This window comes from Cupriavidus sp. KB_39, from assembly GCF_052114485.1.
In the GTDB taxonomy this organism is placed as follows: domain Bacteria; phylum Pseudomonadota; class Gammaproteobacteria; order Burkholderiales; family Burkholderiaceae; genus Cupriavidus.
In genome coordinates this window covers 198,352-222,506 of sequence record NZ_JBFREV010000003.1, presented here as the reverse complement: position 1 = coordinate 222,506, position 24,155 = coordinate 198,352, and the positions used below count along the sequence as shown (strand labels likewise).

The window sequence follows — 24,155 nt, the reverse complement described above, 5'->3', positions numbered from 1 at the left end:
TCACACCACCTGGCCCAGCTTGAAGATCGGCAGGTACATYGCCACCACCATGCCGCCAATCAGCACGCCCAGGATCACGATGATCAGCGGCTCGATCAGGCTGGAGATGGCCGCCACGGCGTCATCGACCTCGCGCTCATAGAATTCCGCCACCTTGAGCAGCATGTTGTCCAGCGCGCCGGACTCCTCGCCGATCTGCGTCATCTGAAGCACCATGTTGTCGAACACGTGCGTGGCCTGCATCGCGTTGGTCAGGCTGGTACCGATCCGCACGGCCTGTTCGATTTCCCGGGTGGCATCGTAATACAGCCAGTTACCGGCGGCGCCGGCCACGGATTCCATCGACTCCACCAGCGGCGTGCCGGCGGCGAACATCGTGGCCAGCGTGCGGGTCCAGCGCGCGATCACGGCCTTGCGGAACAGGCTGCCGAAGATCGGCAGCTTCAGCAGCGCCTTGTCGTGCCAGCGCTGGACCTTTTCCGAGGTCTTGCGCGCCCGGAGGTAGAAGATGATCGAGGCAATCGGTATCCCGATCACCAGATACCAGTACGTGACGAAGAAGTCGGACATGTTGATCACGACCATCGTCGGCGCGGGCAGGGCGGCGCCGAAGCTCGAGAACACGCCCTTGAACGCCGGAATCACGAACAGCATCAGCACCACGGTCACGGCGAAGGCCACGCAGAGCACCGAGATCGGGTAGATCATCGCGGACTTGATCTGGCTCTTCAGCGCGATCGTCTTTTCCATGTAGAGCGAGAGGCGCTCCAGCAGGGCGTCGAGAATACCGCCCTGTTCACCGGCGTCGATCAGGTTGCAGTACAGCGTGTCGAAGTACTTCGGCTGGCGCCGGAACGCAGTGGCCATGCTGCTACCGGCCTCGATGTCGAAGCGGATGTCGGACAGCAGCTGCGTGAAGTTGGGGTTGGCGTGGCCGCGCGCGATGATGTCGATCGATTGCAGCAGCGGAATACCGGCCTTGAGCATCGTCGAGAGCTGACGCGTGAAGTACGCGATGTCCTTCTCGGTGATCTTCTTGCCGCGCGCCGCCTTGCGCTTCTTCATCTTGACGACGGTCAGGCCCTGCTTGCGCAGCGTCGCGACGACCTCCGCCTGGCTTTCGGCCCGTTGCTCGCCCTTGAAGCCCTTGCCCTTCCGGTCCTTGGCTTCCCATTCGAAGATGTACTGCGTGGGCGCCTTCCGCCCTGATTTGGCCCGCGACGGCGCTGCCGTCCGGGCGCCCGCCGCTGGTGCGCGCGTCGCCATGATTTGACCCCCGACTAATGTCTATTGACTATTGTTTTACGTATTGGTGGTCGCCAGCACTTCTTCGAGTGACGTGACGCCCTGTTTGACCTTGAGCAGGCCAGATTCCCGCAAAGATAGCACGCCGTCCCGGCGCGCCTGCTCGGCGATTTGCAGCGCCGTGCCGTGCGACAGAATGATCTGCTGCATCGCTTCCGTGATCGGCATGACCTGATAAATACCGCAGCGGCCCTTGTAGCCGCTGCCGTTGCAGCGCTCGCAGCCCACCGGGTGGTAGGGCTGCCAGCTGCCGTCCGTGTCGGCCTCGGTGAAGCCGGCGTCGAGCAGGGCCGGCTTGGGAATATCGCCGGCGCGCTTGCAGGTGCAGAGCCGGCGCGCCAGCCGCTGCGCCGTGATCATCAGCACCGAGGACGCGATGTTGAACGGCGCCACGCCCATGTTCATCAGGCGCGTGAGCGTGGTCGGGGCGTCGTTGGTGTGCAGCGTGGAGAGCACCAGGTGGCCCGTCTGGGCGGCCTTGATCGAAATATCGGCGGTTTCCAGGTCACGGATTTCGCCGACCATGATGATGTCCGGATCCTGCCGCAGGAACGACTTCAGCGCCGCCGCGAAGGTCAGGCCGGCCTTGTCGTTCACGTTCACCTGGTTGATACCGGGCAGCTGGATTTCCGCCGGATCCTCCGCCGTGGAAATGTTGATGTCGCCCTGGTTCAGCATGTTCAGGAACGTATAGAGCGACACCGTCTTGCCGCTGCCGGTGGGGCCGGTGACCAGCACCATCCCGTACGGCCGCTTGATCACCTCCAGCAGCAGTGCCTTCTGCGCGGGCTCGTAGCCGAGCTGGTCGATGTCGAGCTTGTCGGACGAGGATTCCAGAATCCGCATCACGATCTTCTCGCCGAACAGCGTGGGCAGCGTGGAGACGCGGAAGTCGATCGCTTTCTCGATGACCTCCTTGGCGTCCTTGTCCTTGGGCAGCGAGAGCAGCAGCTTCATGCGGCCGTCCTGCGGCACGCGCTTTTCCGAAATGTCCAGGCGCGACAGCACCTTGATGCGGGTGGCGACCTTGTCGCGGATGTCGAGCGGCGGGCGGGCCACTTCCTGCAGCACGCCGTCCACGCGGAAGCGCACGCGGTAGAAGAACTCGAACGGTTCGAAGTGCAAGTCCGACGCGCCGCGCTGGAATGCCTCGGTCAGCAGCTTCTGGAGGAAGCGCACCACGGGGGCGTCGTCGATCTCGTTGCCCGGCCCGCCCTTGCGGACGCCGGCCGCGGCCGCCACCGGATCGTATTCGATCATCTTGGTGGCGGTGGGCGTCACGGGCGAGATGTTCTTCATCGTCCCGAGCGCCTCGCCGGCGGCGCGCACGTGCTTCATCAGCTTGTCGTGCTCCACCACCACGGTTTCCACCGGCAGGTTGAATTTCTGCTTGATGGCGTCCACGCCGGCCTGGTTGGTCGGGTCGGACAGCGCCACGATGAGCCGGTTCTCACGGCGGCCCAGGGGCAGCAGGCGGTGGGCGTGGAATTCGCGATTGCCGGCCAGCGCGGGCGGCACGCGATTGAGGTTGTACTGGGCCAGGTCCAGCAGCGGTAGCTGGTACTTGTCGGCGGCGAAGATCGCCACGTCGTGGGCAGACATGGTGCCGCTGCCGATGATCTCGTCAATCAGCTGCGACTTCTTCTCCCGGGCCGATTGCTCGAGCTGCGCGAGTAGCGCGGGGGCGATCCGTCGGCTCTGGGCGAGCGCAAGGCCTARTGTCATGGCGAAATACGAGCGATRAGCGCGCGATCGGATGAAGCCGGCCGGCGGCGCGTTTGACTGCGGCGGGATCGGGTGCAGAGGGTCCCGGACCGGGGCAGTTTGCCGYCGGGGTCACTTTTTGTAAAGCGACGGGGCGGGCGCGTTGGCGTTTGCGCGACACGTCCGCAACCCTACTTGCGCGGGGGAGGGGGAAGGGGGGCGGGAAACGAAAAAAGCCTCACATTGCTGTGCGGCTTTTTCGTGGACATCACGCTGGCGCATGACATCGAAATCTGGTCGGGGTGAGAGGATTCGAACCTCCGGCCTCTACGTCCCGAACGTAGCGCTCTACCAGGCTAAGCTACACCCCGATTTCTTGGTACTGCTAGGGTTTTTTCGCGCTGACTTGTCGGTGCGTTGTTACGACTGACGTTGCAGCGAGAAAGCACACAAGTGTATCAGCGTTTCCTTCAGTTGGGAAGGGGGAAATTGCATTGCCGCCTTTTCCGCGGCTTCTGCTTCGCGCTGCGCGGCGGCAAACGTCACCTCCAGCGCGCCGCTGGCATGGATGGCCGAGAAGACTGCATCAAAGTGTTCCGTGCCGCCCTGGACGATGGCCTCGCGCGCGAGTTCGCGCTGTTCCGCGGTGCCGTGCTCGAGCAGGTGGAGCAGCGGCAGCGTGGGCTTGCCCTCGCGCAGGTCGTCGCCGGCGTTCTTGCCCATCTGCTCGGCGCTGGCCGTGTAGTCGAGCATGTCGTCGATCAGCTGGAATGCCGTGCCGATGCGGCGGCCGTACTCGGCCGCGGCTTCTTCCATGGCGGGGTCCGCGCCGGCCAGCACCGCGCCCAGTTCGGCCGAGGCTTCGAACAGCTTGGCGGTCTTGTAGCGGATCACCTGGAGGTAGCGCTCCACGGTCACGTCCGGGTCGTGCATGTTCAGCAACTGCAGGACCTCGCCCTCGGCAATCACGTTGGTCGCATTGGAGAGGATCTCCATGATGCGCATGCTGCCGGCCTCGACCATCATCTGGAAGGCGCGCGAATAGAGGAAGTCGCCCACCAGTACGCTGGCCGCGTTGCCGAACACCGCGTTGGCGGTCTGGCGGCCACGGCGCAACTCGGATTCGTCCACCACGTCGTCGTGGAGCAGCGTGGCGGTGTGGATGAACTCCACCACAGCGGCGAGTTCGTGATGGCGATGGCCCTCGTAGCCGAACGCGCGCGCCGAAAGCAGCAGGATGACCGGACGCAGCCGCTTGCCGCCCGCGCCGATGATGTATTCGCCGATCTGCTCGATCAGGGGCACTTCAGAAGACAGGCGGCGCCGGATGACGGCATCGACGGCGCGCATGTCGGCAGCGACCGGGGCAAGCAAGGCAGTGGCGGAAGACTGGGACAAGATGGAATCACCGGTTCGCAAAACCGGTGGATTATATGCGATCGCGGTGTCGCCATGGCCGCTTGCATGCGGCCAGAACGGCCCGGAAGGGGCGGCGCCTATCTATAATGACGGCATGAACAAGGCCCCTGCCTCCCGCAGGCAGGTCCGCCGCACCGCCTGGTGGGTGGCGTTTGCCGCCCTTGCCGGGTTCCTGCTCGCCGACCTGATCTGATCCGCATTCCGGCGCGAAGTGCGCCAGTCGCCGCTGCGCAACGCTCCGGCAGGCTATGTATTTGTTTCCGTTGGCTTTTCTTTGACCTTTCCGTATCGCGCCCTTTGCGCTTTCTGGAAAACTGGTCTACAATCGCCGGTTCCTTCGGTTGGTTTGCGCTGTATACGGCGAGCCGCCGGACGGCAAAGCAGCAAGTCGGCGCACGAAACGGCGCCGGTCCCGTGAGATACCGGGGCAGCATTCAACGTTTCATTCACATCGAGAGGTTCGACAATGTACGCGGTCGTAAAAACCGGCGGCAAGCAATACAAGGTTGCTGCTGGCGAAAAACTTAAAGTAGAACAGATACCGGCAGACATTGGCGCAGAAATCACGCTGGACCAGGTGCTCGCAGTGGGCGCCGGCGACCAAATCAAGTTTGGTACGCCGCTGGTGAGCGGGGCTTCCGTCAAGGCTACCGTGATCTCCCAGGGTCGTCACGACAAGGTGAAGATCTTCAAGATGCGCCGTCGCAAGCACTACCAGAAGCGCCAGGGCCATCGTCAGAATTACACCGAACTGCGCATCGAAGCCATCGTTGCCTGAGCATTGCTCGGACAACAGGTATTCAACGCAATCAGGTAAACAGGAGTTAAGACATGGCACAGAAAAAAGGCGGCGGTTCCACGCGGAACGGCCGTGATTCGGAATCGAAGCGTCTGGGCGTGAAGGTGTACGGTGGCCAGGCCATCAACGCCGGCGGCATCATCGTTCGCCAACGCGGCACTCGCGTGCACGCTGGTGATAACGTGGGTATCGGCAAGGACCACACCCTGTTCGCACTRGTGGACGGTCACGTGCAGTTCGCCGTCAAGGGCGCTGCCAAGAAGCAGCAAGTCAGCGTCGTTCCGGCGGCCTGATAACAGCCTTTGCAGCCCGAAGGCCCCGCAACACTTGCGGGGCCTTTTCATTTCTGGCATGAATAAAGCCGGCCCGMTCCATCTGGGAAGACCAATATGAAGTTCATCGACGAAGCCCGAATCGAGGCGATTGCCGGCAATGGCGGCAACGGGAGTGCGTCGTTCCGGCGCGAGAAGTTTGTGCCCTTCGGTGGCCCCGATGGCGGTGACGGCGGGCGGGGCGGCAGCGTGTTCGCGCAGGCCGACCGCAATATCAACACCCTGATCGACTACCGCTACTCCAAGAAGCACGTGGCCCGTAACGGCGAGAACGGCCGTGGCGCGGATTGCTACGGCGCTGCCGGCGAGGACGTCACGCTGCGCATGCCGGTCGGTACGCTGATCATGGACATGGACACCGGCGAGGTCATCGCCGACCTGACCGAGCACGGCCAGACCGTGTGCCTGGCCGAAGGCGGCATGGGCGGCTGGGGCAACCTCCACTTCAAGTCGAGTACCAACCGCGCGCCGCGCCAGCAGGTCGACGGCAAGCCCGGCGAGCGCCGCATGCTGCGGCTCGAACTCAAGGTGCTGGCCGACGTGGGCCTGCTCGGCATGCCGAACGCGGGCAAGTCGACGTTCATCTCGCATATCTCGAACGCGCGTCCCAAAGTGGCCGACTATCCGTTCACGACGCTGCATCCGAACCTCGGCGTGGTCCGTGTGGACCACGAGCAATCGTTCGTGGTGGCGGACATTCCCGGCCTGATCGAAGGCGCCGCCGAAGGTGCCGGGCTGGGTCACCAGTTCCTGCGCCACCTGCAGCGCACGGGCCTCTTGCTGCACATTGTGGACATCGCCCCGTTCGACGAGAACGTCGATCCGGTGGCCGAGGCGCGTGCCATCGTCAACGAATTGAAGAAGTACGACGAAACGCTGTACGAGAAGCCGCGCTGGCTGGTGCTGAACAAGCTCGATGTGGTGCCGGATGAAGAGCGCGCCACGCGCATGAAGGACTTCGTCAAGCGCTACAAGTGGAAGGGGCCCGTGTTCCACATTTCGGCGCTGACTGGCGAGGGCTGCCGTGAGCTGATCTACGCGATCAAGGACCATCTGGCCGCGATCAAGGCCGAAGAGGCCGCCGCGCTGGCCGAGCCCGATATCCGTCTGGACGACCGCCTGCACAACGTGGCGCCCGATGCCGGCGCTGGCGATCAGGGTGATCAGGGCAACCAGGCCTGACGCCTTGCGGCGAGGGCTAGCCAGTACCGCAGAATAACCAGAACACCCCGGCACCCGGAGACAGGATCCTCGCCATGCAATCGGTCATCGCCCAGGCAAAACGCATTGTCGTCAAGGTAGGCTCGAGCCTGGTCACCAATGATGGGAAGGGGCTGGACCACGACGCCATCGCGCGCTGGGCAGCCCAGATCGCCAAGCTGCGCGGCGCCGGCAAGGAAGTGGTGCTGGTCAGCTCCGGCGCCATCGCCGAAGGCATGCAGCGCCTGGGCTGGGTGCGCCGGCCCAAGGAAATCCACGAATTGCAGGCCGCTGCCGCCGTCGGGCAGATGGGGCTGGCCCAGGTCTACGAAAGCCAGTTCGGGCGCTACGGCATCCGCACCGCGCAGGTGCTGCTGACCCACGCCGACCTGGCCGACCGGGAACGCTACCTGAACGCGCGCTCCACGCTGCTGACGCTGCTCTCGCTCGGCGTGGTGCCGATCATCAACGAGAACGATACGGTCGTGACCGACGAAATCAAGTTCGGCGACAACGACACGCTGGGCGCGCTCGTCACCAACCTGATCGAAGGCGACGCACTGGTCATCCTGACCGACCAGCGCGGGCTGTACACGGCCGATCCGCGCAAGGACCCGAACGCCAGGTTCGTGGACGAGGCGCTGGCCGGCACGCCGGAACTGGAAGCCATGGCGGGCGGTGCCGGGACGTCGATCGGGCGGGGCGGCATGCTGACCAAGATCCTGGCGGCCAAGCGCGCGGCGAAGTCCGGCGCCCACACCACCATCGCCTCGGGCCGTGAGGCCGACGTGCTGGGCCGGCTGGCCGAAGGCGAGGCCATCGGCACCCAGTTGCTGGCGCCGACCGGCCGCCTGACCGCGCGCAAGCAGTGGATGGCAGATCACTTGCAGCTGCGCGGCCGGGTGGTCATCGATAACGGTGCGGTGGAGAAGTTGACCAGCGGCGGCAAGTCGCTGCTGCCGATTGGCGTGGTGGAGGTGCAGGGCGAATTTGCGCGTGGCGAGGTGATCGCCTGCGTGAGCCCGGCTGGCCACGAGGTGGCGCGCGGCATCACCAACTATTCGAGCGCCGAGGCGCGGCTGATTGCCCGCAAGCCTTCGTCCGAGATCGAATCGGTGCTGGGCCACCTGAACGAGCCGGAGCTGATTCACCGGGACAACCTCGTACTCGTCTGATTTCTGACGACAAACCGAGGCAAGATGAAGCAAAACGGCGAGGCCCCAGGGCCTCGCCGTTTTGCATTCCAGCCTTGCCGAAGCGCCGGGTTAGCGGCGCGGCGCGTAGGCGCGCAGGTCCTTGATCATCTTCTCCGGGCTGCCGGCCACGGTGCGGCCTTCGCAGAAGAAGTCGGTGGCCAGCGCGGCCGGGTAGGCGTTGCGGGCGCGGGTTTCCATCCGATACCAGGTGTCGCGGTCGTCGGCCCGGTTCGGAATCCAGGCCGTGGCGCCCTGCGGCAGGGTGGCGTAGAGCTTGCGCTCGAACGCGTCGCAGCGCATGCCTTCGTAGTTCACATTGCGTCCGCCGCCGGGGCTGGTGATGACCACGGTGAAGCGCACCACCTTGTCCGGGCCCACGCTGATGGACTTGCTGTCCACTGCGAAGCGGAAATCCCCGCTGCCGTTGACCGAGAACGGAATCAGGTCCGCTTCCTGGGGCAGCGCCGGCAGGCCGGTGTCGGCCTCCTTGAATACCTTTTCCTCGAACGGGTTGACCCAGGTGGACTCTTCCTCGGGCAGGCCCTTGCTGGTGGTCTTGCAGCCGGCCAGCGCCAGGCAGGCGGCGGCGAGCAACAGACCGGCGCGCACGCGCCGGCCGGTGAAACTAGTCATCGGAACTCCGTTGGGTAGGTGCCGGGCTGGCCGGCGAAGCGGGCACGGCTTCCTGGATCGCCGTGGCGGCGGTCTCAGGCACGACGCCGGACACAGCCATTGGCTCTTCCGGGCGTGCGTCGTCCCCATGCCGGCCCTCGCCGCCATGGTGCCCGTTGTGGCCAGGATGGCCGTGATTCCCGTGGAAACCATGGTGACCATGGGTGCCATAGGGACTCAGCGGCGCGCGGCCACGATTCAGGAAGCGCGACAACTCGGTCAGCGCCATCTGGTAGACATCGCGCTTGAATTCGATGACCGCGTCCAGCGGCACCCAGTACTGGCTCCAGCGCCAGGCGTCGAATTCGGGATGGTCCGTGGCACGCAGGTGGATGTCGCAATCGCGGCAGACCATGCGCAACAGGAACCAGATCTGCTTCTGGCCCTTATAGTGGCCGCGGATTTCGCGGCGGATGAACTTGTCCGGCACCTCATAACGCAACCAGTCGCGCGTGCGACCGACGATCCTGACGTGCTCCGGAAGCAGGCCGACTTCTTCCTGCAGCTCGCGGTACATGGCCTGTTCCGGCGTTTCGCCGTACTTGATGCCGCCCTGCGGAAACTGCCAGGAGTGTTCGCCGATTCGCTTGCCCCAGAAAACCTCGTTGCGTGCGTTGATGAGGATGATGCCGACGTTCGGGCGAAAGCCTTCACGATCGAGCATGACTGCACCTCGAATCCTTTAGAATTACGTCGATTATAAAGGAAGCGCGCGGGTCGGCCTGACGCCGGGAATGCTGGTTTTCCCCGAGCGGGAAGGGCAGTTTCCGGCGCGTCCCGCCAAATGAAATGCCGCGCCTGGCCAGGCCGGCGCTGCCGGGCACTGCCCGACTCACGAGAAAGCAACGGATGAAAGCCTCGCAATTCTTCATTTCCACCCTCAAGGAAGCCCCCGCCGACGCGGAAATCGTGTCGCACAAACTCATGATGCGGGCTGGCATGATCAAAAAGGTCGGCGCCGGCATCTACAGCTACATGCCGGTGGGGCTGCGCGTGATCCGCAAGGTGGAGAACATCGTCCGCGAGGAAATGAACCGCGCCGGCGCCCTGGAACTGTCGATGCCCGTGATCCAGCCGGCCGAACTCTGGCAGGAGACCGGCCGCTGGGACAAGATGGGCCCCGAGCTGCTGCGCCTGAAAGACCGCCACGAGCGCGATTTCGTCATGCAGCCGACTTCCGAGGAAGTGGTTACGGACATCGCCCGCAGCGACATCCGCAGCTACAAGCAGCTCCCGGTGAACTTCTATCAGATTCAGACCAAGTTCCGCGACGAGCGCCGGCCCCGCTTCGGCATCATGCGTGGCCGCGAGTTCACCATGAAGGACGCCTATTCCTTCGACCGGGACCTGGACGGCCTGAAGGGCTCGTACCGCAACATGTACGACACCTACACGCGCATCTTCCAGCGTTTCGGCCTGGAATTCCGCGCTGTGGCGGCCGATAACGGCGCCATCGGCGGCTCGGGCTCGCACGAGTTCCACGTGATCGCCGATACCGGCGAGGACGCCATCGTCTACTGCCCCACCTCGGAATACGCCGCCAACATGGAAGCCGCCGAGGCGCTGCCGCTGGACGCCGCCCGTCCCGCGCCGGCCGAGGCCATGGCCAAGACCCACACCCCGGGCAAGGCCAAGTGCGAGCACGTCGCCGAATTCCTGAACATGCCGCTGGTGCGCACGGTGAAGTCGATCGTGCTGGCCAAGGACACCGACGCCGGSGCCGAGATCTGGCTGCTGCTGTTGCGTGGCGACCACGAACTGAACGAGGTCAAGGCGTCGAAGGTGCCGGGCCTGCTAGATTTCCGTTTCGCGACCGAGAACGAGATCGTCGACACCTTCGGCTCGCCCCCCGGCTACCTCGGCCCGATCGGCACGAAGAAGCCGGTGAAGCTGGTGGCGGACCGCACGGTGGCCAACATGGCCGATTTCTGCTGTGGCGCCAATGACCGCGACTACCACTACACTGGCGTGAACTGGGGCCGCGACCTGCCCGAGCCGATCGTGGCGGACCTGCGCAACGTGGTGGCCGGCGACGCCTCGCCGGACGGCAAGGGCACGCTGGAGATCTGCCGGGGCATCGAGGTGGGCCACGTGTTCATGCTCGGCACCCGGTATTCCGAGTCGATGAGCGCCACCTACCTCGACGAGAACGGCAAGACCCAGCCGATGCAGATGGGCTGCTACGGCATTGGCGTGACGCGGATTCTTGGCGCTGCCATCGAACAGAACTACGATGAGCGCGGCATCATCTGGCCGGCCGCCATCGCCCCGTTCGCGGTGGTGGTCTGCCCGGTCGGCTACGACCGCAACGAAGCTGTGCGCGCGGAAGCCGACCGCATCCATGCCGAGCTGCTGGCGGCCGGTGTCGATGTGATCCTGGACGACCGTGGCGAGCGCCCCGGCGTGATGTTTGCCGACTGGGAACTGATCGGCGTGCCGCACCGTGTGGTGGTGGGCGACCGTGGCCTGAAGGAAGGCAAGGTCGAATACCAGGGCCGCCGCGACGCCCAGGCCACCCCGGTGGCCGTGGCTGACGTGGTGGGCCATGTGCGCACCCAGCTGGCCAGCTGAAATCCGCTGTTGAAGTAAGGAAAAGGAAGCCGATGCACGCGTCACGCCTGTTCACCCCCCGCCGCTGGTCCGTGCTGGCCGGCGGCCTGCTGCTGGCCGTCGCGGCGGCCACGGCCCATGCGGGGGCGCAGAAGGAGGAGGCGCTGGCCGACTCCGTGCGCGGCGCGCTGGCGGCGGCCATTGCCGATGGCAGGCCCGTCCGCCCGGCGTTCGCCTCGGGCGGCGAGCGGCTCGGCTACCTGAAATGGCTGGGCGAGATGTCGCGCCGGCTCGAATCCCGGATTCCCGAGCCGCAGATCCGCGTGGAACTGATCGAGACGGTCTACTACGAGGCCAAGCGGGCCGGGCTGGAGCCGTCGCTGGTGCTCGGGCTGGTCCAGGTGGAAAGCGGCTTCCGGAAATATGCGATCAGCTCGGCCGATGCACGTGGGCTGATGCAGGTCATGCCGTTCTGGGTGCGTACCATCGGCGACAGCGACGTGCGCAAGCTGTTCCACCTCCAGAGCAACCTGCGCTACGGCTGCACCATCCTGCGCCACTACCTGGACCGCGAGAACGGCGACCTGTTCCTGGCGCTCGGCCGCTACAACGGCAGCCGGGGCCGGCCGGAGTACCCGAACGCCGTGCTGGGCGCGTGGAAGCGCTGGCAGTATTCGGAATCGACGGTGACGATCGCCGGCGACCCGGGCGCAGCCGCCGTGCCGCCGCCGGCCACCTCGCGCCGCCTGCCGCCGGAGTCCCCCGCGCGCAACCCGTTTTCGCCGCAGCGACTGGCCAATCCGTCATGACATTCGACTCCCGCACCGACGCTGCCGGGGCCGCCGGGCAGGGCTACCACGCCTCCTCGCCGGAACTGGAGCGCTGGCTGGCCCGCCATATCAAGCAGGGATTCAACGCCGATGCGCTGGTGCTGTCGATGCAGCGCGCCGGCTACGACGCGACCTTCGCCCGGGCCATGGTGGCCGATGCGCTGGGCCAGCCGCACCCGGCCACCACCGACGCCACCAAGGCGCCCGCCGCCCGGGTACGGCCGAAGTCCGACATGGTGGGCCCGGACCCCGCCGGCAACGCCATCCGCGACGMGGGCCGGGACATCCCGGTGCTGTTCCGCATCGAGGCGCCGCGCGTGATGCTGCTCCAGGGCCTGCTCAGCGAGGCCGAGTGCGACGCCCTGGTGGCGCTCTCGCGTGACCGCATGCAGCGCTCGTCCGTCGTCAATCCCGCCACGGGTGACGAGAACGTCCACGAGGCCCGTACCAGCACCGGCGCGATGTTCCAGGTCGGCGAGCACCCGCTGCTCGAAGTGCTGGAGGCACGCATCGCCGCCGTGACCGGCGTGCCGATGGAGCACGGCGAGGGCTTCCAGGTGCTCAACTACAAGCCTGGCGCCGAATACCAGCCGCACTACGACTATTTCAATCCGAAGAATCCGGGCGAGGCGCGCCAGATGGCCGTGGGCGGCCAGCGCGTGGCCACGCTGGTGATCTACCTGAACAGCACGCCGGCCGGCGGCGCCACCACCTTCCCGCGAATCGGGCTGGATGTGGCCCCGGTCAAGGGCAATGCTGTGTTTTTCAGCTACAAGCTGCCGGACGGCACGCTGGACGACCGCACGCTGCACGGCGGCATGCCGGTGGTGTCAGGGGAGAAGTGGATTGCCACCAAGTGGTTGCGCGAGCGGCCGTACCGGGTCGGAAGCTGAGTCCGACGGACGGCCGCGCGCCGTAAATCAGGCCAGTCCGGGAGTCAGACCAGCGCGCGGATGGCGCCGAGGTTGCGCCAGTAGCCCTTCACATCCATGCCGCAGCCGAAGACGTAGCGGTCTGGCACCTTGAAGCCGCAGAAGTCCGGGTGCATCGGCTTGGCCTTGAGCAGGGTCTTCTCGCACAGCACGGCGGCGTGGAATTCCTTGGCGCCCATGTCGAGAATGCGCTCGCGGATGGCCGCCATGGTCTCGCCTTCGTCGAGGATGTCGTCCAACACCAGCACCACCCGGTCCTTGACCGACTCGCGCGGCGCCACGCGCCATTGCATCTCGCCGCCCACCGTCTTGTTGTTGTAGCGCGACAGGTGGATGTAGTCGAATTCCAGCGGAAACTGCAGCTTCGGCAGCAGCATGCCGGTGAAGACCACCGCGCCGCCCATCACCGACAGCACGAGCGGGAAGGCATCGCCCATGCGCGCGGTGATGTCATCGGCCATGCGGTCCAGCGAATCCTGCACTTCCGCGGCGCTAACGATTTCCTCGGAGCTGGCCCAGAGTTCGCGGGCCTGGTCTGCGGTCATCATCATGTCTCTGTCCTTATATCTGTGGGTCTGGGCGATGCTTAGCGGTTGAACAGGCCCTTCATGCCGCCCTTCATCCCGCCCATCTGGCGCATCATCTTCATCATGCCGCCGCCCTTGAGCTTCTTCATCATGCCCTGCATCTGCTCGAACTGGTTCAGCAGGCGGTTCACTTCCTGCACCGGCACGCCGGCGCCGGCCGCGATGCGGCGCTTGCGGCTGGCCTTGATCAGCTCCGGCTTGGCGCGCTCGGCGGCGGTCATGCTGTTGATGATGCCCTCCATGCGGCGCACCGACTTCTCGGCCTGATCCATATTGGCGCCCTGCGCCTGCTGGGCGAACTGGGCCGGCAGCTTGTCCACCAGGCTGCCGATGCCGCCCATCTTCTTCATCTGGCCGATCTGCGCCTTGAAGTCCTCGAGATCGAACCCGCCGGTCTTCTTGATCTTCTTGGCGAGCTTCTCGGCGGCGTCCATATCCACGCCGCGCTGGGCTTCCTCCACCAGCGCGAGGATGTCGCCCATGCCCAGGATGCGCTGGGCCATGCGGTCGGGGTAGAACGGCTCCAGGCCGTCGAGCTTCTCGCCCACCCCCACGAACTTGATCGGACGACCCGTAATGTGACGTACAGACAACGCGGCACCGCCGCGTGCGTCGCCATCGAGCTTGGTCAGGACCACGCCGGTCAGCGGCAGCGCGTCGTTGAACGCCTTGGCGGTGTTCACGGCATCCTGGCCGAGCATGGCGTCGACCACGAACAGCGTTTCCACCGGTTTCAGCTCGGCGTGCAGCGCGGCGATTTCCGCCATCATCGCCTCGTCGATACCGAGCCGGCCGGCCGTATCGACGATCAGCACGTCGTGGTAGTGCTTGCGGGCCCAGTCCAGCGCCGCGCGGGCGATGTCCACGGGCTTCTGGTCCGGCTCGGACGGGAAGAAGTCGGCGCCAACCTGCTCGGACACCGTGCGCAGCTGGGCGATGGCGGCGGGGCGATACACGTCGCACGACACCGTCAGCACCTTCTTCTTCTTGTTCTCCTTAAGCCACTTGGCGAGCTTGCCGGAGGTGGTGGTCTTGCCCGCGCCCTGCAGGCCGGCCATCAGGATGATCGCTGGCGGCTGGACGTTCAGGTTCAGTTCGCCCGATTTCTGCTCGCCCGGCTTGGGGTCGACGGCTTCGTCGCCGCCGATGACCGCGGTCAGCTCGCGCTGGACCACGCCGACGAGGGCCTGGCCCGGGGTGAGGCTGCTGACGACTTCCTCGCCGAGCGCCTTTTCCTTGACGCGGGCGACGAACTCGCGCACCACGGGCAGCGCCACGTCGGCTTCGAGCATGGCAAGGCGCACTTCGCGCAGCATCTCGGCGGTGTTGGCCTCGGTCAGTCGGGCCTCGCCGCGCATGGTCTTGACGACCCGCGCCAGGCGTTGTGTGAGGTTATCCAGCATGGCAGTGGGGAGAGGTTCGGCTCGTGATTCGGCGTGGATGGGGCGCGCGCGTGGCGTTGTCGTGAGGCATCACGGACAAGGGCACGAGGGACAGGCCCTAGGGTAAACTGCGCAAATGGCCATTGTACTGTATGCCTTGACGGCACTTCTCTATTGCGGCCTGGCCTTTCACGGCTGGGCAACGCGCAACCCCCGGCTGGCGGCCGCTGGCGGGGGAGCTGTCGGTCATCCGGGCCATCCGGGCCCCGGCGGGCGCCCTGGCGCCGCCACGGCCGTGTTGATGGCGCCGCCCGGCGATGGCCGCGCGGACGGCCAGCCCGCATGGTGGCACGCCGTGGTGCTCGGCGCGCTGGTCAGCCACGGCATGCTGCTGCACGAAACCATCTTCCCGGCAGACCGCATGATGTTCGGCTTCGCCTTCGCGCTCTCCGCCATGCTGTGGCTGGGCGTGGGCATCTACTGGATCGAAAGCTTCTTCTTCTCGCTGGCCGGGCTCGGCCTGATCGTCTTTCCGGTGGCGATGCTGGCCGGCCTGATGCCGCTGGCCTTCCCGGGCGCGCAGATCCTCGGCTACGCCGCGCGGCCGCTGTTCAAGCTCCATTTCGTCATCGCCAACGTGGCCTATGGGCTGTTCACGCTGGCGGCGTTCCACGCCTTCCTGATGCTGCTGGCCGAGCGCCGGCTCCATGGCTTCAACCGGCCGACCAGCGCCGAAGCATCGTCCGGGCAATGGCTGGGCCGCTGGCTGGACCTGCTGCCGCCGCTGCTGACGCTGGAAAAGCTGCTGTTCCGGCTGATCGCGGCGGGCTTCGTGCTGCTGACGCTGACCATCCTGTCCGGCTTCCTGTTCTCCGAGCAGCTGTTCGCCCGGGCCTTCCGCGTGGACCACAAGACCGTGTTCGCGATCCTGTCCTGGGCGATGTTCGGCGGCATCCTGGTCGGCCGGCATTTCCGGGGCTGGCGCGGGCGCACCGCCCTGCGCTGGGTCATCGCCTCGTTCGGCATCCTGCTGCTGGCCTACGTGGGCAGCCGCTTCGTGATCGAAGTGGTGCTGCACCGCCTCTCCTGATCTAGTGATCTCCTGATCGTCATCGCCCCCATGGCAAGAATCTTCCTCCTGCTGGCCGTTGTGCTGGCGATCATCTGGTGGCTGCGCCAGCGCGCGGCCGCCCGCGACGCGCACGAGCAGCCGACCGCCCGCCCTGGCCCGGCGCAGCGCAAGACCGAAGGCGCGGCATCGTCCGAGCCGATGGTCCAGTGCGCCCAGTGCGGCGTGCACCTGCCGCGTGGCGAGGCCATCGGCTGGAACGGCCTGCACTACTGCCGGCGCAGTCATCTGCCCGATGGCTCGGAGATGTCCGGCCATGGCGACACCGACGCGCGCCCATGACCTCGCGCCGCTCGGCCTGGTCCCGCYTCAACGGCTGGCGCGTGCTGGTCGAGCTGTGGCGCCAACCCGAGCCGCCTGAATTCCACTGGCGCCTGCTGCGCTATTTCTGCTGGACCCGCGCGGCCGTGGCGCTGCTGCTGGTGGGCTACGTGTGGCTGCCGCTGGAACGCGCCGCGCCGGATCCTGGCGTGGCCGCCGGTGCCGCGGCCACCCTCGCCGCCAATCCGCGCATGGCCGCCGCGCTGCCGGTGGTGCTCCCCTACCTCTGCATCGCCATGGTCACGCTGGTGGGCACGCTGTGGCGCCGCCATTTCCATGTGCGCGTGCGCGTGCAGGTGATGGTCGACCTGGCGCTGCTGGCCGGGATCTTCGCGGTGGTGGGCCGGCTGGGCAGCCACGCCGAAGGTCTCGCCATGATCTTCCTGCTGCCGGCGCTCGAGGCCGGGGCGTTGACCAGCCTGATGTTCGCGCTGTTCACGGCGGCGGTGTCGGCGCTGGTGGTAATGGGCCAGCCCTTCGTGCAGACGCTGCTGGTGCGCCAGGCCGATGCCAACCTGCTCGGTTCCGGCCTGTTCGGCCTGGTGTTCATGATCGCCGCGCTGGTGATGTACATGCTCGCCAACCGGCAGATCGCCCAGGAGCAGATTGCGCTGGCGCGCGAGCAGGAACTGCGCCTGCAGCARCTGGTGAACCGGCTYATGGTCAACGACATGCAGGACGGCGTGATGCTGGTGCGCGCCAACGGCGTGGTGGTGGCCGCCAACCCCGCGGCCGTGGTGCTGCTGGGCGTGCAGCCGCACGAGCGGATCCGGGAAGGGCAGGTGCGCGCCGGCGAGCGCGACAAGGTGCTGTTCGACCTGCGCCGCATCCCGCGCCTGCAGCCGCTGATGGAAATGCTGCGCGACTGGATCCAGACCAATGACGATGTGCCGCGCATCCTGCAGCTACTGCCGCTGCCGTCGCGCCCGTCGGCGCTGGGTGGGCCGATGCTGCATACCCGCCTGCGGCTGCGCTTCGTGCTGCCGGGGCTGGCCGGGCTGCGCTCCACGCTGGGCGGGGCGCTGACCGCGCCGAGCGCGCTCGATACCGTCGGCTGGAACGACATGTCGCCCGAAGGCGCGGCCCGGCTGCGTCTGGCCATCGCCCAGAACGAGGCCATGGCCTGGAGCCCCGAGGACGAGACGCTGCTGCGCAGCGAGATGCGCGACACGGTGCTGGTCCACATCGAAAGCTGGGAACGGATTGCCGAGCAGGTGCAGCAGGAGAAACTTGCCGGCATGGGCCGACTGGTGGCCAGCGTGGCGCACCAGATCCGCAACCCGCTCGCGGCCATCAGCCAGGCCAACGAGCTGCTGGCCGATTCCGGGGCGGGCGAGGGCAATATCGACGCCCGGCTGCTGCGCATCATCAGCGACAACGTGCGCCGGCTCGATCAGGTGGTGTCCGATGTGCTGCAACTCTCGCGCCGCCCCCGCACCGGCCACAGCGCGGTGGAGCTGGGCCAGGCGCTGCCCGAGATCGTGGAACGCTGGCGGCTGGAGATGCGCTCGCGCGGCGGCCCGCGCGCCGATATCAACGCCAATGCCATCCGCCTCGCCGTGGACCTGCAACGCCCGGTGATCTTCGATGCCGCGCAACTGCAGCAGGTGCTCGGCAACCTGCTCGATAACGCCTGGCGCTATTGCAGCCGGCTGCCGGGCGCCATCCGTCTGCTGGCCCATGCGCTGGATCAGCACCATGCCGAACTGATCGTCTGGAACGATGGCGCCGAGGTCACGCGCGAGCAGCAGCGCAGCCTGTTCGAGCCGTTCTTCACCAGCAACGCCCAGGGCACCGGGCTGGGCCTGTTCATGGCGCGCGAGCTGTGCGGCGCCAATGACGCCCAGGTGCGCTACGGCACCATCGCGCTGGAACCGTTGCTGGATCGCACAGGGCTGCTCGGGCCCGGCGCTCGCGATACACTGCCGGCCAAGGCGTTCGTGCTGACGATGCGGATCGAGACGCCCGACGTTGTAACGGCCGCCCAGGCCTGATCCGCCGCCCCCCGCAACCCAACCCCCACGCCATGTCCGCCAGACCGCCCGTTCCCGATCCGATTCTCGTCATCGACGATGAGGCCGACCTGCGCGAGCTGCTGGACATCTCGCTGCGCCGCATGGGGCACGACGTGGTGATGGCCGGCTCGCTGGCCGAGGCGCGGCTGCGACTGGCGGAGCGCCGCTACAGCCTGGTGCTGACCGATATGCGGCTCGGCGACGGGCTGGGCATCGACATCGTGCGGCAACTGTCGGCCTCGCCCGAGCGCACGCCGGTGGCCGTGATCACCGCCTACGGCAGCGCCGACAATGCCGTCGATGCCCTCAAGGCCGGGGCGTTCGACTACATCGCCAAGCCGGTGTCGCTCGACCAGCTACGCACCCTGATCCTGAACGCGCTGGGTCGCCAGCAGCGCGGCGCGGCGGAGGGCGGCGCGCGCAGCGCCGAGGCTGCCGAGGCCGCTGAAGCCGCCGACCGCGCCGCCGGCCTGCTGCCGGGGCTGTCCCCGGCCATGCAGGACGTGCGCCGCTCGCTGTCGCGGCTGGCGCGCAGCATGGCGCCGGTGGTGATCAGTGGCGAATCGGGCAGCGGCAAGGAGCGCGCGGCGCGCGCCATCCACGCCGTGAGCGCGCGCGCCGCGCACCCGTTCGTGGCCGTGAACTGCGGGGCGATTCCCGAGACGCTGATGGAGTCGGAATTCTTCGGCTACGTGAAGGGCGCGTTCACGGGCGCCGACGCCGAGCGCGGCGGCTTCTTCCACGCCGCGCACGGCGGCACGCTGCTGCTGGACGAGGTGGCGGACCTGCCGCTGACCATGCAGGTAAAGCTGCTGCGCGCGTTGCAGGAGCGGCGCGTGCGCAAGATCGGCGCCAGTCGGGAAGACACCGTGGACGTGCGCGTGATGTGCGCGAGCCACAAGGATCTGGCTGCGATGGTCGCCGCCGGATCGTTCCGCCAGGACTTGTACTACCGCCTGAACGTGCTGGAGCTGCGCATGCCGACGCTGCGCGAGCGGGGCGAGGACATTCCGGTGCTGGCGCAGGTCATCCTCGAACACCTGGCCGTGCGCTACGGCGATGCGCGCCCGCGCCGGCTGTCCGGCCCGGCGCTGGCGCGGCTGGCGGCGTACCGCTTCCCCGGCAACGTGCGGGAACTCGAAAACCTGCTGGAACGCGCTTACGCCTTCGCCGAATCGGACGAGATCGCGGTGGCGGACCTCGGGCCGCTCGAAGCCGGCGTGGATCGCGCCAGCCTGCTGCAAGGCGCGCCCGTGCCGGTGCCGGAGACCGCGCCGACCGGTTATGAGACCTGGGGCAGCCCGGCCTGGTCGGCGGCCAGCCTGACGGCGCCGGAGGCGGGGGGTGCCGTGGCCGAGGCGCCGCCGCCGCCCCAGCCATCCATCGATCCGATGGTCGATGCGTTGCGCGACGTCACGTTCCCCATCGACCTGCCGGCCCGGCTCGAGGCCCTCGAGCGCGAATTGATCCTGCGCGCGCTGCGCCAGACCGGCTTTAATCGCACCACGGCCGCGCCGCTGCTGGGTTTGAATTTCCGCCAGCTGCGCTACCGCATCCAGCAACTCGAGATCCGCGACGAACGCGAAGGGCGCGATGGCCGGGAAGGGCGCGACGACAGCGAATCGATGGCGGAAGGCGAGGGCCGCGATGGCTGACGTGRCCGCAGACTGGCTGCCAGACGCCGACGGCTGGGTGCCGGCCGCGCGCCGCGTGCCATCGCCCAACTTCGACACCCGCCCCGAGGGCATGCCCGTCGACGTGGTGGTGCTGCACAACATCAGCCTGCCGCCGGGCCAGTTCGGCACGGGCGACATCGAGGCGTTCTTCCAGAACCGGCTCGACACCGCCCGCCACCCGTTCTTCGAAACGATCCGCGACGTCCGCGTCTCCGCCCACTTCCTGATCACCCGCGAGGGCGAGTTGGTGCAGTTTGTGGCGTGTACGCAACGTGCCTGGCATGCGGGCCAGTCAGCCTATTGCGGCCGCCAGCGCTGCAACGACTTCTCCATCGGCATCGAAATCGAAGGCGCCGACGACCAGCCCTTCACCCTGGGCCAATACGACACCGCCGCCCGAATCGTCGCCGCCCTGCGCACGACCTACCCGATCACCGGCATCGCCGGCCACAGCGACATCGCCCCCGGCCGCAAAACCGACCCCGGCCCGCACTTCGACTGGGACCGATTCGCCAGACTGGCCGATGTGACGCCAGCGCTGCTGCCTTATCGACGGGGTGGWTCCTGACCCGCCGCCCCCTTGTGCACGATGCCTCATATTCAGGCATTCGCCCGCGTGACAGCGATGTGAAATCCCCACACTTGGGCCGCCTATCGGCGACTCGCCACGATTAAAAAATTTTAGAAAATTTGTGCGGTGGCGCACGGGCCGCCGCCATCCCTTGGCGTAGCGCGGCTTGCGGGAATGTGGCGCCGCCGCACACCCCGTCCCCAGACCGGCATCTGACTTGTCAAGACTGGTCTTTCCGATTCGTTTCACTATACTTAGCCCAGTTTTTCGCAGTGACCACTATATCTAGTGGTACTACCGGGGAACCGGCCGAGGTGTGAAGCCTGCGCCGCAATGGATTGCGACGCCGGCGCCACAGTAGTGACGCGGCCGGCGGTATCGCAAGAGTCCCTAGCAGAATGAACGCCTGTGCAGTTTGGTTCTCGCCCCGGCAAGGCCGGTGTCGAGTGTCTTCTGAAGCGCATTTTGCTAGGGACTTTGTCACTTCATTACAAGGGTTAAAACAGGAGTTACCTCATGCAAACGGCCCAGAACGAACAACAAAACACGGGATCGGCTGGCGTTGTCGGCGCCGCCGGAACGTCGCAGCAGACCCCCGCCGCTGCCGGCGCCAACTATCAGGACTACAAGCTCATCCGCCGCAATGGGGCCGTGGTGGCGTTCGAGCCGAACAAGATTGCCGTCGCCGTGACCAAGGCCTTCCTGGCCGTGAACGGCGGCCAGGGCGCTGCCTCCGCGCGCGTGCGCGAGATCGTGGAACAGGTCACCCAGAACGTGGTGCGCGCGCTGCTGCGCAGCCGGCCGAACGGCGGCACCTTCCATATCGAGGACGTGCAGGACCACGTGGAACTGGCGCTGATGCGCTCGGGCGAGCATGAAGTGGCCCGTGCCTACGTGCTGTATCGCGAGAAGCGCACCCAGGAGCGCGCGCAGGCCAATGCGCAGACCGTGGCGCGTGTGCAACAGGGCGTGGCCTTCAACGTGAACGACAACGGCGTGAGCCGCGTGCTGGATCTGGCCGCGCTGCACGAGCTGATCGACACCGCCTGCAGCGGCCTGGGCAACGGCGTGAGCGCCGAGCCGATCCTGAAGGAAACGCTCAAGAACCTGTACGACGGCGTGCCGCTGAGCCAGGTGTACGACTCCGCCATCCTGGCCGCGCGTACCCTGATCGAGAAGGACCCGGACTACAGCCAGGTCACCGCCCGYATCCTGCTGCACACGATCCGCAAGGAAATCCTCGGCGGCGAAGTGACGCAGGCCGAGATGGGCTCGCGCTACGCCGAGTACTTCCCGAAGTTCATCGCCCGCGGCATTCAGGCCGAACTGCTGGACGAAAAGCTGGCCACGTATGACCTGGCCCGCCTGGGCGCGGCGCTGGACGCCTCGCGCGACTTCCAGTTCAACTACCTCGGCCTGCAGACGCTGTACGACCGCTACTTCCTGCACGTGGAAGAGCAGCGCATCGAAATGCCGCAGGCCTTCTTCATGCGCGTGGCCATGGGCCTGGCGCTGGAAGAGCGCGACCGCGAAGCCCGCGCCATCGAGTTCTACCAGCTGCTGTCGTCGTTCGACTTCATGTCGTCCACGCCCACRCTGTTCAACTCGGGCACGCGCCGCTCGCAGCTCTCGTCGTGCTACCTGACCACGGTGTCGGACGACCTGGAAGGCATCTACGAAGCCCTCAAGGAAAACGCGCTGCTGTCGAAGTTCGCCGGCGGCCTGGGCAACGACTGGACCAACGTGCGCGCGCTGGGCTCCCACATCAAGGGCACCAACGGCAAGAGCCAGGGCGTGGTGCCGTTCCTGAAGGTGGTGAACGACACGGCCGTGGCCGTGAACCAGGGCGGCAAGCGCAAGGGCGCCGTCTGCGCCTACCTGGAGACGTGGCACCTGGACATCGAGGAATTCCTCGAGCTGCGCAAGAACACCGGCGACGACCGCCGCCGCACCCACGACATGAACACGGCCAACTGGATTCCGGACCTGTTCATGAAGCGCGTGATGGAAAACGCCGAATGGACGCTGTTCTCGCCCGCCACCTGCCCGGACCTGCATGACAAGGTCGGCAAGGCGTTCGAGCAGGCCTACGTCGCCTATGAAGCCAAGGCTGCCAGCGGCGAACTGAAGCTGTTCAAGAAGGTGCCGGCCATCCAGCTCTGGCGCAAGATGCTGGGCATGCTGTTCGAGACCGGCCATCCGTGGATCACGTTCAAGGATCCGTGCAACATCCGTAGCCCGCAGCAGCACGTGGGCGTGGTGCACAGCTCCAACCTGTGCACGGAAATCACGCTGAACACGAACGAGAGCGAAATCGCCGTGTGCAACCTGGGTTCGGTGAACCTGGTGGCCCACCTGAAGCAGGAGGCCGACGGCACCCACGTGCTCGACCACGCCAAGCTCCAGAAGACCATCCGCACCGCGATGCGCATGCTCGACAACGTGATCGACATCAACTACTACGCGGTGGACAAGGCGCGCAATTCGAACCTGCGCCACCGCCCGGTGGGCATGGGCATCATGGGCTTCCAGGACTGCCTGCACGTGCTGCGCACGCCGTACTCCAGCGACGCCGCCGTGAAGTTCGCCGATACGTCGATGGAAGCGGTCTGCTACTACGCCTACGAGGCATCGAACGAGCTGGCGCAGGAACGTGGCCGCTACAGCACCTACGAGGGTTCGCTGTGGGACCGTGGCATCCTGCCGCAGGACTCGCTCAAGCTGCTGGCCGACGAGCGCGGCGGCTACCTGGAAGTGGACATGTCCTCGTCGATGGACTGGGACAGCCTGCGCGCCAGCATCAAGCAGCACGGCATGCGTAACTCGAACTGCATCGCGATCGCCCCGACCGCGACCATTTCGAACATCATCGGCGTGTCGGCCTGCATCGAGCCGACCTTCCAGAACCTGTACGTGAAGTCGAACCTCTCGGGCGAGTTCACGGTGGTCAACGACTACCTGGTGCGCGACCTCAAGGCACGCGGCCTGTGGGACGAAGTGATGGTGGCGGACCTGAAGTACTTCGATGGTTCGCTGGCCCGCATCGACCGCATTCCGCAAGACCTGCGCGACATCTACGCCACGGCCTTCGAGGTGGAGCCGAGCTGGCTGGTGGAGGCCGCGAGCCGCCGCCAGAAGTGGATCGACCAGGCCCAGTCGCTGAACATCTACATGGCTGGCGCGTCGGGCAAGAAGCTGGACGATACCTACAAGCAAGCCTGGCTGCGTGGCCTGAAGACCACGTACTACCTGCGCACGATGGCGGCCACGCACGTGGAGAAGTCCACGGTGTCGCGCGGCTCGCTGAACGCGGTGTCGTCGGGCAGCGACGGTGGCGTGTCGGCGCTGGAAGCCGCCGCCGCCTCGGCCCCGGCCATGCCGGAAGCCGAAGGCGCGGTCTGCACCATGCGCCCGGGCGACGCCGGCTTCGACGAGTGCGAAGCCTGCCAGTAAGCAAGACGTAACAAGCCCCCCAACGGTTTGCACCCCTCGCCCGCTTGCGGGAGAGGGGCCGGGGGAGAGGGCCGGCGCCCCC

At 66.5% G+C, this 24,155-nt stretch carries 21 protein-coding genes and 1 tRNA gene; 14 read left to right on the top strand and 8 right to left on the bottom strand.

Features of this window, described 5'->3' with window-relative positions; translation table 11 throughout:
* The 4 genes from AB4Z27_RS03720 to ispB all read right to left on the bottom strand — a co-directional run bounded on the left by AB4Z27_RS03720 (position 1) and on the right by ispB (position 4,359).
* Positions 1–1,266 carry a type II secretion system F family protein gene (locus AB4Z27_RS03720; protein ID WP_092298611.1) on the bottom strand — a complete coding sequence of 422 codons (1,266 nt, stop codon included), beginning with the start codon at positions 1,264–1,266 and terminating at the stop codon, positions 1–3.
* 36 nt (positions 1,267–1,302) lie between these two features.
* Entirely contained in the window at positions 1,303–3,030 is a 1,728-nt protein-coding gene (gene pilB / locus AB4Z27_RS03715) for a type IV-A pilus assembly ATPase PilB (RefSeq protein WP_092298614.1), read from the bottom strand.
* 273 nt (positions 3,031–3,303) lie between these two features.
* Positions 3,304–3,380 (bottom strand) — tRNA-Pro (locus AB4Z27_RS03710).
* A 49-nt stretch (positions 3,381–3,429) separates the two neighbouring features.
* On the bottom strand, positions 3,430–4,359 hold the full coding sequence (gene ispB, locus AB4Z27_RS03705; RefSeq protein ID WP_092298617.1) for an octaprenyl diphosphate synthase: 930 nt from the start codon (positions 4,357–4,359) through the stop codon (positions 3,430–3,432).
* On the opposite strand from ispB, the gene AB4Z27_RS03700 reads away from it, so the two are divergent.
* The 5 genes from AB4Z27_RS03700 (at position 4,337) to proB (ending at position 7,934) form a co-directional block, all read left to right on the top strand.
* On the top strand, positions 4,337–4,621 hold the full coding sequence (locus tag AB4Z27_RS03700; protein ID WP_143093927.1) for a hypothetical protein: 285 nt from the start codon (positions 4,337–4,339) through the stop codon (positions 4,619–4,621). The genes ispB and AB4Z27_RS03700 overlap by 23 nt on opposite strands.
* A 273-nt stretch (positions 4,622–4,894) precedes the next feature.
* A complete protein-coding gene (gene rplU / locus AB4Z27_RS03695; RefSeq protein WP_006576525.1) occupies positions 4,895–5,206 on the top strand; it encodes a 50S ribosomal protein L21 in 312 nt (103 codons plus the stop codon).
* Between the two features lie 53 nt (positions 5,207–5,259).
* A complete protein-coding gene (rpmA, locus tag AB4Z27_RS03690) occupies positions 5,260–5,520 on the top strand; it encodes a 50S ribosomal protein L27 (RefSeq protein ID WP_061955320.1) in 261 nt (86 codons plus the stop codon).
* A 96-nt stretch (positions 5,521–5,616) separates the two neighbouring features.
* The gene (cgtA, locus tag AB4Z27_RS03685; protein WP_441592217.1) at positions 5,617–6,741 is read left to right on the top strand and encodes an Obg family GTPase CgtA; all 1,125 of its coding nucleotides are present in this window, start codon (positions 5,617–5,619) and stop codon (positions 6,739–6,741) included.
* Between the two features lie 74 nt (positions 6,742–6,815).
* Positions 6,816–7,934 carry a glutamate 5-kinase gene (proB, locus tag AB4Z27_RS03680; protein WP_092298623.1) on the top strand — a complete coding sequence of 373 codons (1,119 nt, stop codon included), beginning with the start codon at positions 6,816–6,818 and terminating at the stop codon, positions 7,932–7,934.
* Between the two features lie 90 nt (positions 7,935–8,024).
* Here the strand turns inward: proB and AB4Z27_RS03675 are convergent, their stop codons facing one another.
* Together AB4Z27_RS03675 and AB4Z27_RS03670 are read right to left on the bottom strand one after the other, a co-directional pair.
* On the bottom strand, positions 8,025–8,588 hold the full coding sequence (locus AB4Z27_RS03675; RefSeq protein WP_092298626.1) for a CNP1-like family protein: 564 nt from the start codon (positions 8,586–8,588) through the stop codon (positions 8,025–8,027).
* Positions 8,581–9,291, bottom strand: a complete 711-nt coding sequence (locus AB4Z27_RS03670; RefSeq protein ID WP_092298629.1) for an RNA pyrophosphohydrolase — start codon at positions 9,289–9,291, stop codon at positions 8,581–8,583. The genes AB4Z27_RS03675 and AB4Z27_RS03670 overlap by 8 nt, the downstream gene beginning before the upstream one ends.
* A gap of 185 nt (positions 9,292–9,476) precedes the next feature.
* On the opposite strand from AB4Z27_RS03670, the gene AB4Z27_RS03665 reads away from it, so the two are divergent.
* Genes AB4Z27_RS03665 through AB4Z27_RS03655 form a run of 3 tightly spaced genes read left to right on the top strand, consistent with a single transcriptional unit; the run spans position 9,477 to position 12,900 of the window.
* Complete coding sequence (locus AB4Z27_RS03665) at positions 9,477–11,198, top strand: proline--tRNA ligase (protein ID WP_441643920.1); 1,722 nt, start codon at positions 9,477–9,479, stop codon at positions 11,196–11,198.
* A 32-nt stretch (positions 11,199–11,230) separates the two neighbouring features.
* Positions 11,231–11,986, top strand: a complete 756-nt coding sequence (locus AB4Z27_RS03660) for a lytic transglycosylase domain-containing protein (RefSeq protein ID WP_092298635.1) — start codon at positions 11,231–11,233, stop codon at positions 11,984–11,986.
* Positions 11,983–12,900, top strand: a complete 918-nt coding sequence (locus tag AB4Z27_RS03655) for a 2OG-Fe(II) oxygenase (RefSeq protein WP_441643919.1) — start codon at positions 11,983–11,985, stop codon at positions 12,898–12,900. Before AB4Z27_RS03660 ends, AB4Z27_RS03655 begins: the two co-directional genes overlap by 4 nt.
* 44 nt (positions 12,901–12,944) lie before the next feature.
* Here the strand turns inward: AB4Z27_RS03655 and AB4Z27_RS03650 are convergent, their stop codons facing one another.
* Entirely contained in the window at positions 12,945–13,487 is a 543-nt protein-coding gene (locus AB4Z27_RS03650) for a hypoxanthine-guanine phosphoribosyltransferase (RefSeq protein WP_092298972.1), read from the bottom strand.
* A gap of 38 nt (positions 13,488–13,525) precedes the next feature.
* Positions 13,526–14,929: a signal recognition particle protein gene (ffh, locus tag AB4Z27_RS03645; protein ID WP_092298641.1), complete on the bottom strand. Its 1,404-nt coding sequence runs from the start codon at positions 14,927–14,929 to the stop codon at positions 13,526–13,528.
* Positions 14,930–15,044: 115 nt separating this feature from the next.
* Here ffh and AB4Z27_RS03640 point away from each other — a divergent pair, with 115 nt between their 5' ends.
* The 6 genes from AB4Z27_RS03640 to AB4Z27_RS03615 all read left to right on the top strand — a co-directional run bounded on the left by AB4Z27_RS03640 (position 15,045) and on the right by AB4Z27_RS03615 (position 24,073).
* On the top strand, positions 15,045–15,998 hold the full coding sequence (locus AB4Z27_RS03640) for a cytochrome C assembly family protein (RefSeq protein WP_092298643.1): 954 nt from the start codon (positions 15,045–15,047) through the stop codon (positions 15,996–15,998).
* A gap of 30 nt (positions 15,999–16,028) precedes the next feature.
* Positions 16,029–16,319 carry a PP0621 family protein gene (locus AB4Z27_RS03635; RefSeq protein ID WP_092298645.1) on the top strand — a complete coding sequence of 97 codons (291 nt, stop codon included), beginning with the start codon at positions 16,029–16,031 and terminating at the stop codon, positions 16,317–16,319.
* The gene (locus AB4Z27_RS03630; RefSeq protein WP_441643918.1) at positions 16,316–18,352 is read left to right on the top strand and encodes a sensor histidine kinase; all 2,037 of its coding nucleotides are present in this window, start codon (positions 16,316–16,318) and stop codon (positions 18,350–18,352) included. The genes AB4Z27_RS03635 and AB4Z27_RS03630 overlap by 4 nt, the downstream gene beginning before the upstream one ends.
* Positions 18,353–18,384: 32 nt before the next feature.
* Positions 18,385–20,028, top strand: a complete 1,644-nt coding sequence (locus tag AB4Z27_RS03625; protein ID WP_092298649.1) for a sigma-54-dependent transcriptional regulator — start codon at positions 18,385–18,387, stop codon at positions 20,026–20,028.
* Positions 20,021–20,617: a 1,6-anhydro-N-acetylmuramyl-L-alanine amidase AmpD gene (ampD, locus tag AB4Z27_RS03620; protein WP_441643917.1), complete on the top strand. Its 597-nt coding sequence runs from the start codon at positions 20,021–20,023 to the stop codon at positions 20,615–20,617. The genes AB4Z27_RS03625 and ampD overlap by 8 nt, the downstream gene beginning before the upstream one ends.
* Before the next feature lie 519 nt (positions 20,618–21,136).
* Entirely contained in the window at positions 21,137–24,073 is a 2,937-nt protein-coding gene (locus tag AB4Z27_RS03615) for a ribonucleoside-diphosphate reductase subunit alpha (RefSeq protein WP_092298652.1), read from the top strand.
* Positions 24,074–24,155 lie beyond the last annotated feature (82 nt).

What these genes read in the sequence shown, in the direction of transcription:
- ffh (WP_092298641.1), bottom strand. Translation starts at nt 14,929, where the DNA reads ATGCTGGATAACCTCACACAACGCCTGGCGCGGGTCGTCAAGACCATG.
- AB4Z27_RS03635 (WP_092298645.1), top strand. Translation starts at nt 16,029, where the DNA reads ATGGCAAGAATCTTCCTCCTGCTGGCCGTTGTGCTGGCGATCATCTGG.
- rplU (WP_006576525.1), top strand. Translation starts at nt 4,895, where the DNA reads ATGTACGCGGTCGTAAAAACCGGCGGCAAGCAATACAAGGTTGCTGCT.
- AB4Z27_RS03700 (WP_143093927.1), top strand. Translation starts at nt 4,337, where the DNA reads ATGACGGCATCGACGGCGCGCATGTCGGCAGCGACCGGGGCAAGCAAG.
- AB4Z27_RS03650 (WP_092298972.1), bottom strand. Translation starts at nt 13,487, where the DNA reads ATGATGACCGCAGACCAGGCCCGCGAACTCTGGGCCAGCTCCGAGGAA.
- AB4Z27_RS03640 (WP_092298643.1), top strand. Translation starts at nt 15,045, where the DNA reads ATGGCCATTGTACTGTATGCCTTGACGGCACTTCTCTATTGCGGCCTG.
- AB4Z27_RS03660 (WP_092298635.1), top strand. Translation starts at nt 11,231, where the DNA reads ATGCACGCGTCACGCCTGTTCACCCCCCGCCGCTGGTCCGTGCTGGCC.
- AB4Z27_RS03675 (WP_092298626.1), bottom strand. Translation starts at nt 8,588, where the DNA reads ATGACTAGTTTCACCGGCCGGCGCGTGCGCGCCGGTCTGTTGCTCGCC.
- ispB (WP_092298617.1), bottom strand. Translation starts at nt 4,359, where the DNA reads ATGCGCGCCGTCGATGCCGTCATCCGGCGCCGCCTGTCTTCTGAAGTG.
- AB4Z27_RS03625 (WP_092298649.1), top strand. Translation starts at nt 18,385, where the DNA reads ATGTCCGCCAGACCGCCCGTTCCCGATCCGATTCTCGTCATCGACGAT.
- cgtA (WP_441592217.1), top strand. Translation starts at nt 5,617, where the DNA reads ATGAAGTTCATCGACGAAGCCCGAATCGAGGCGATTGCCGGCAATGGC.
- AB4Z27_RS03670 (WP_092298629.1), bottom strand. Translation starts at nt 9,291, where the DNA reads ATGCTCGATCGTGAAGGCTTTCGCCCGAACGTCGGCATCATCCTCATC.
- proB (WP_092298623.1), top strand. Translation starts at nt 6,816, where the DNA reads ATGCAATCGGTCATCGCCCAGGCAAAACGCATTGTCGTCAAGGTAGGC.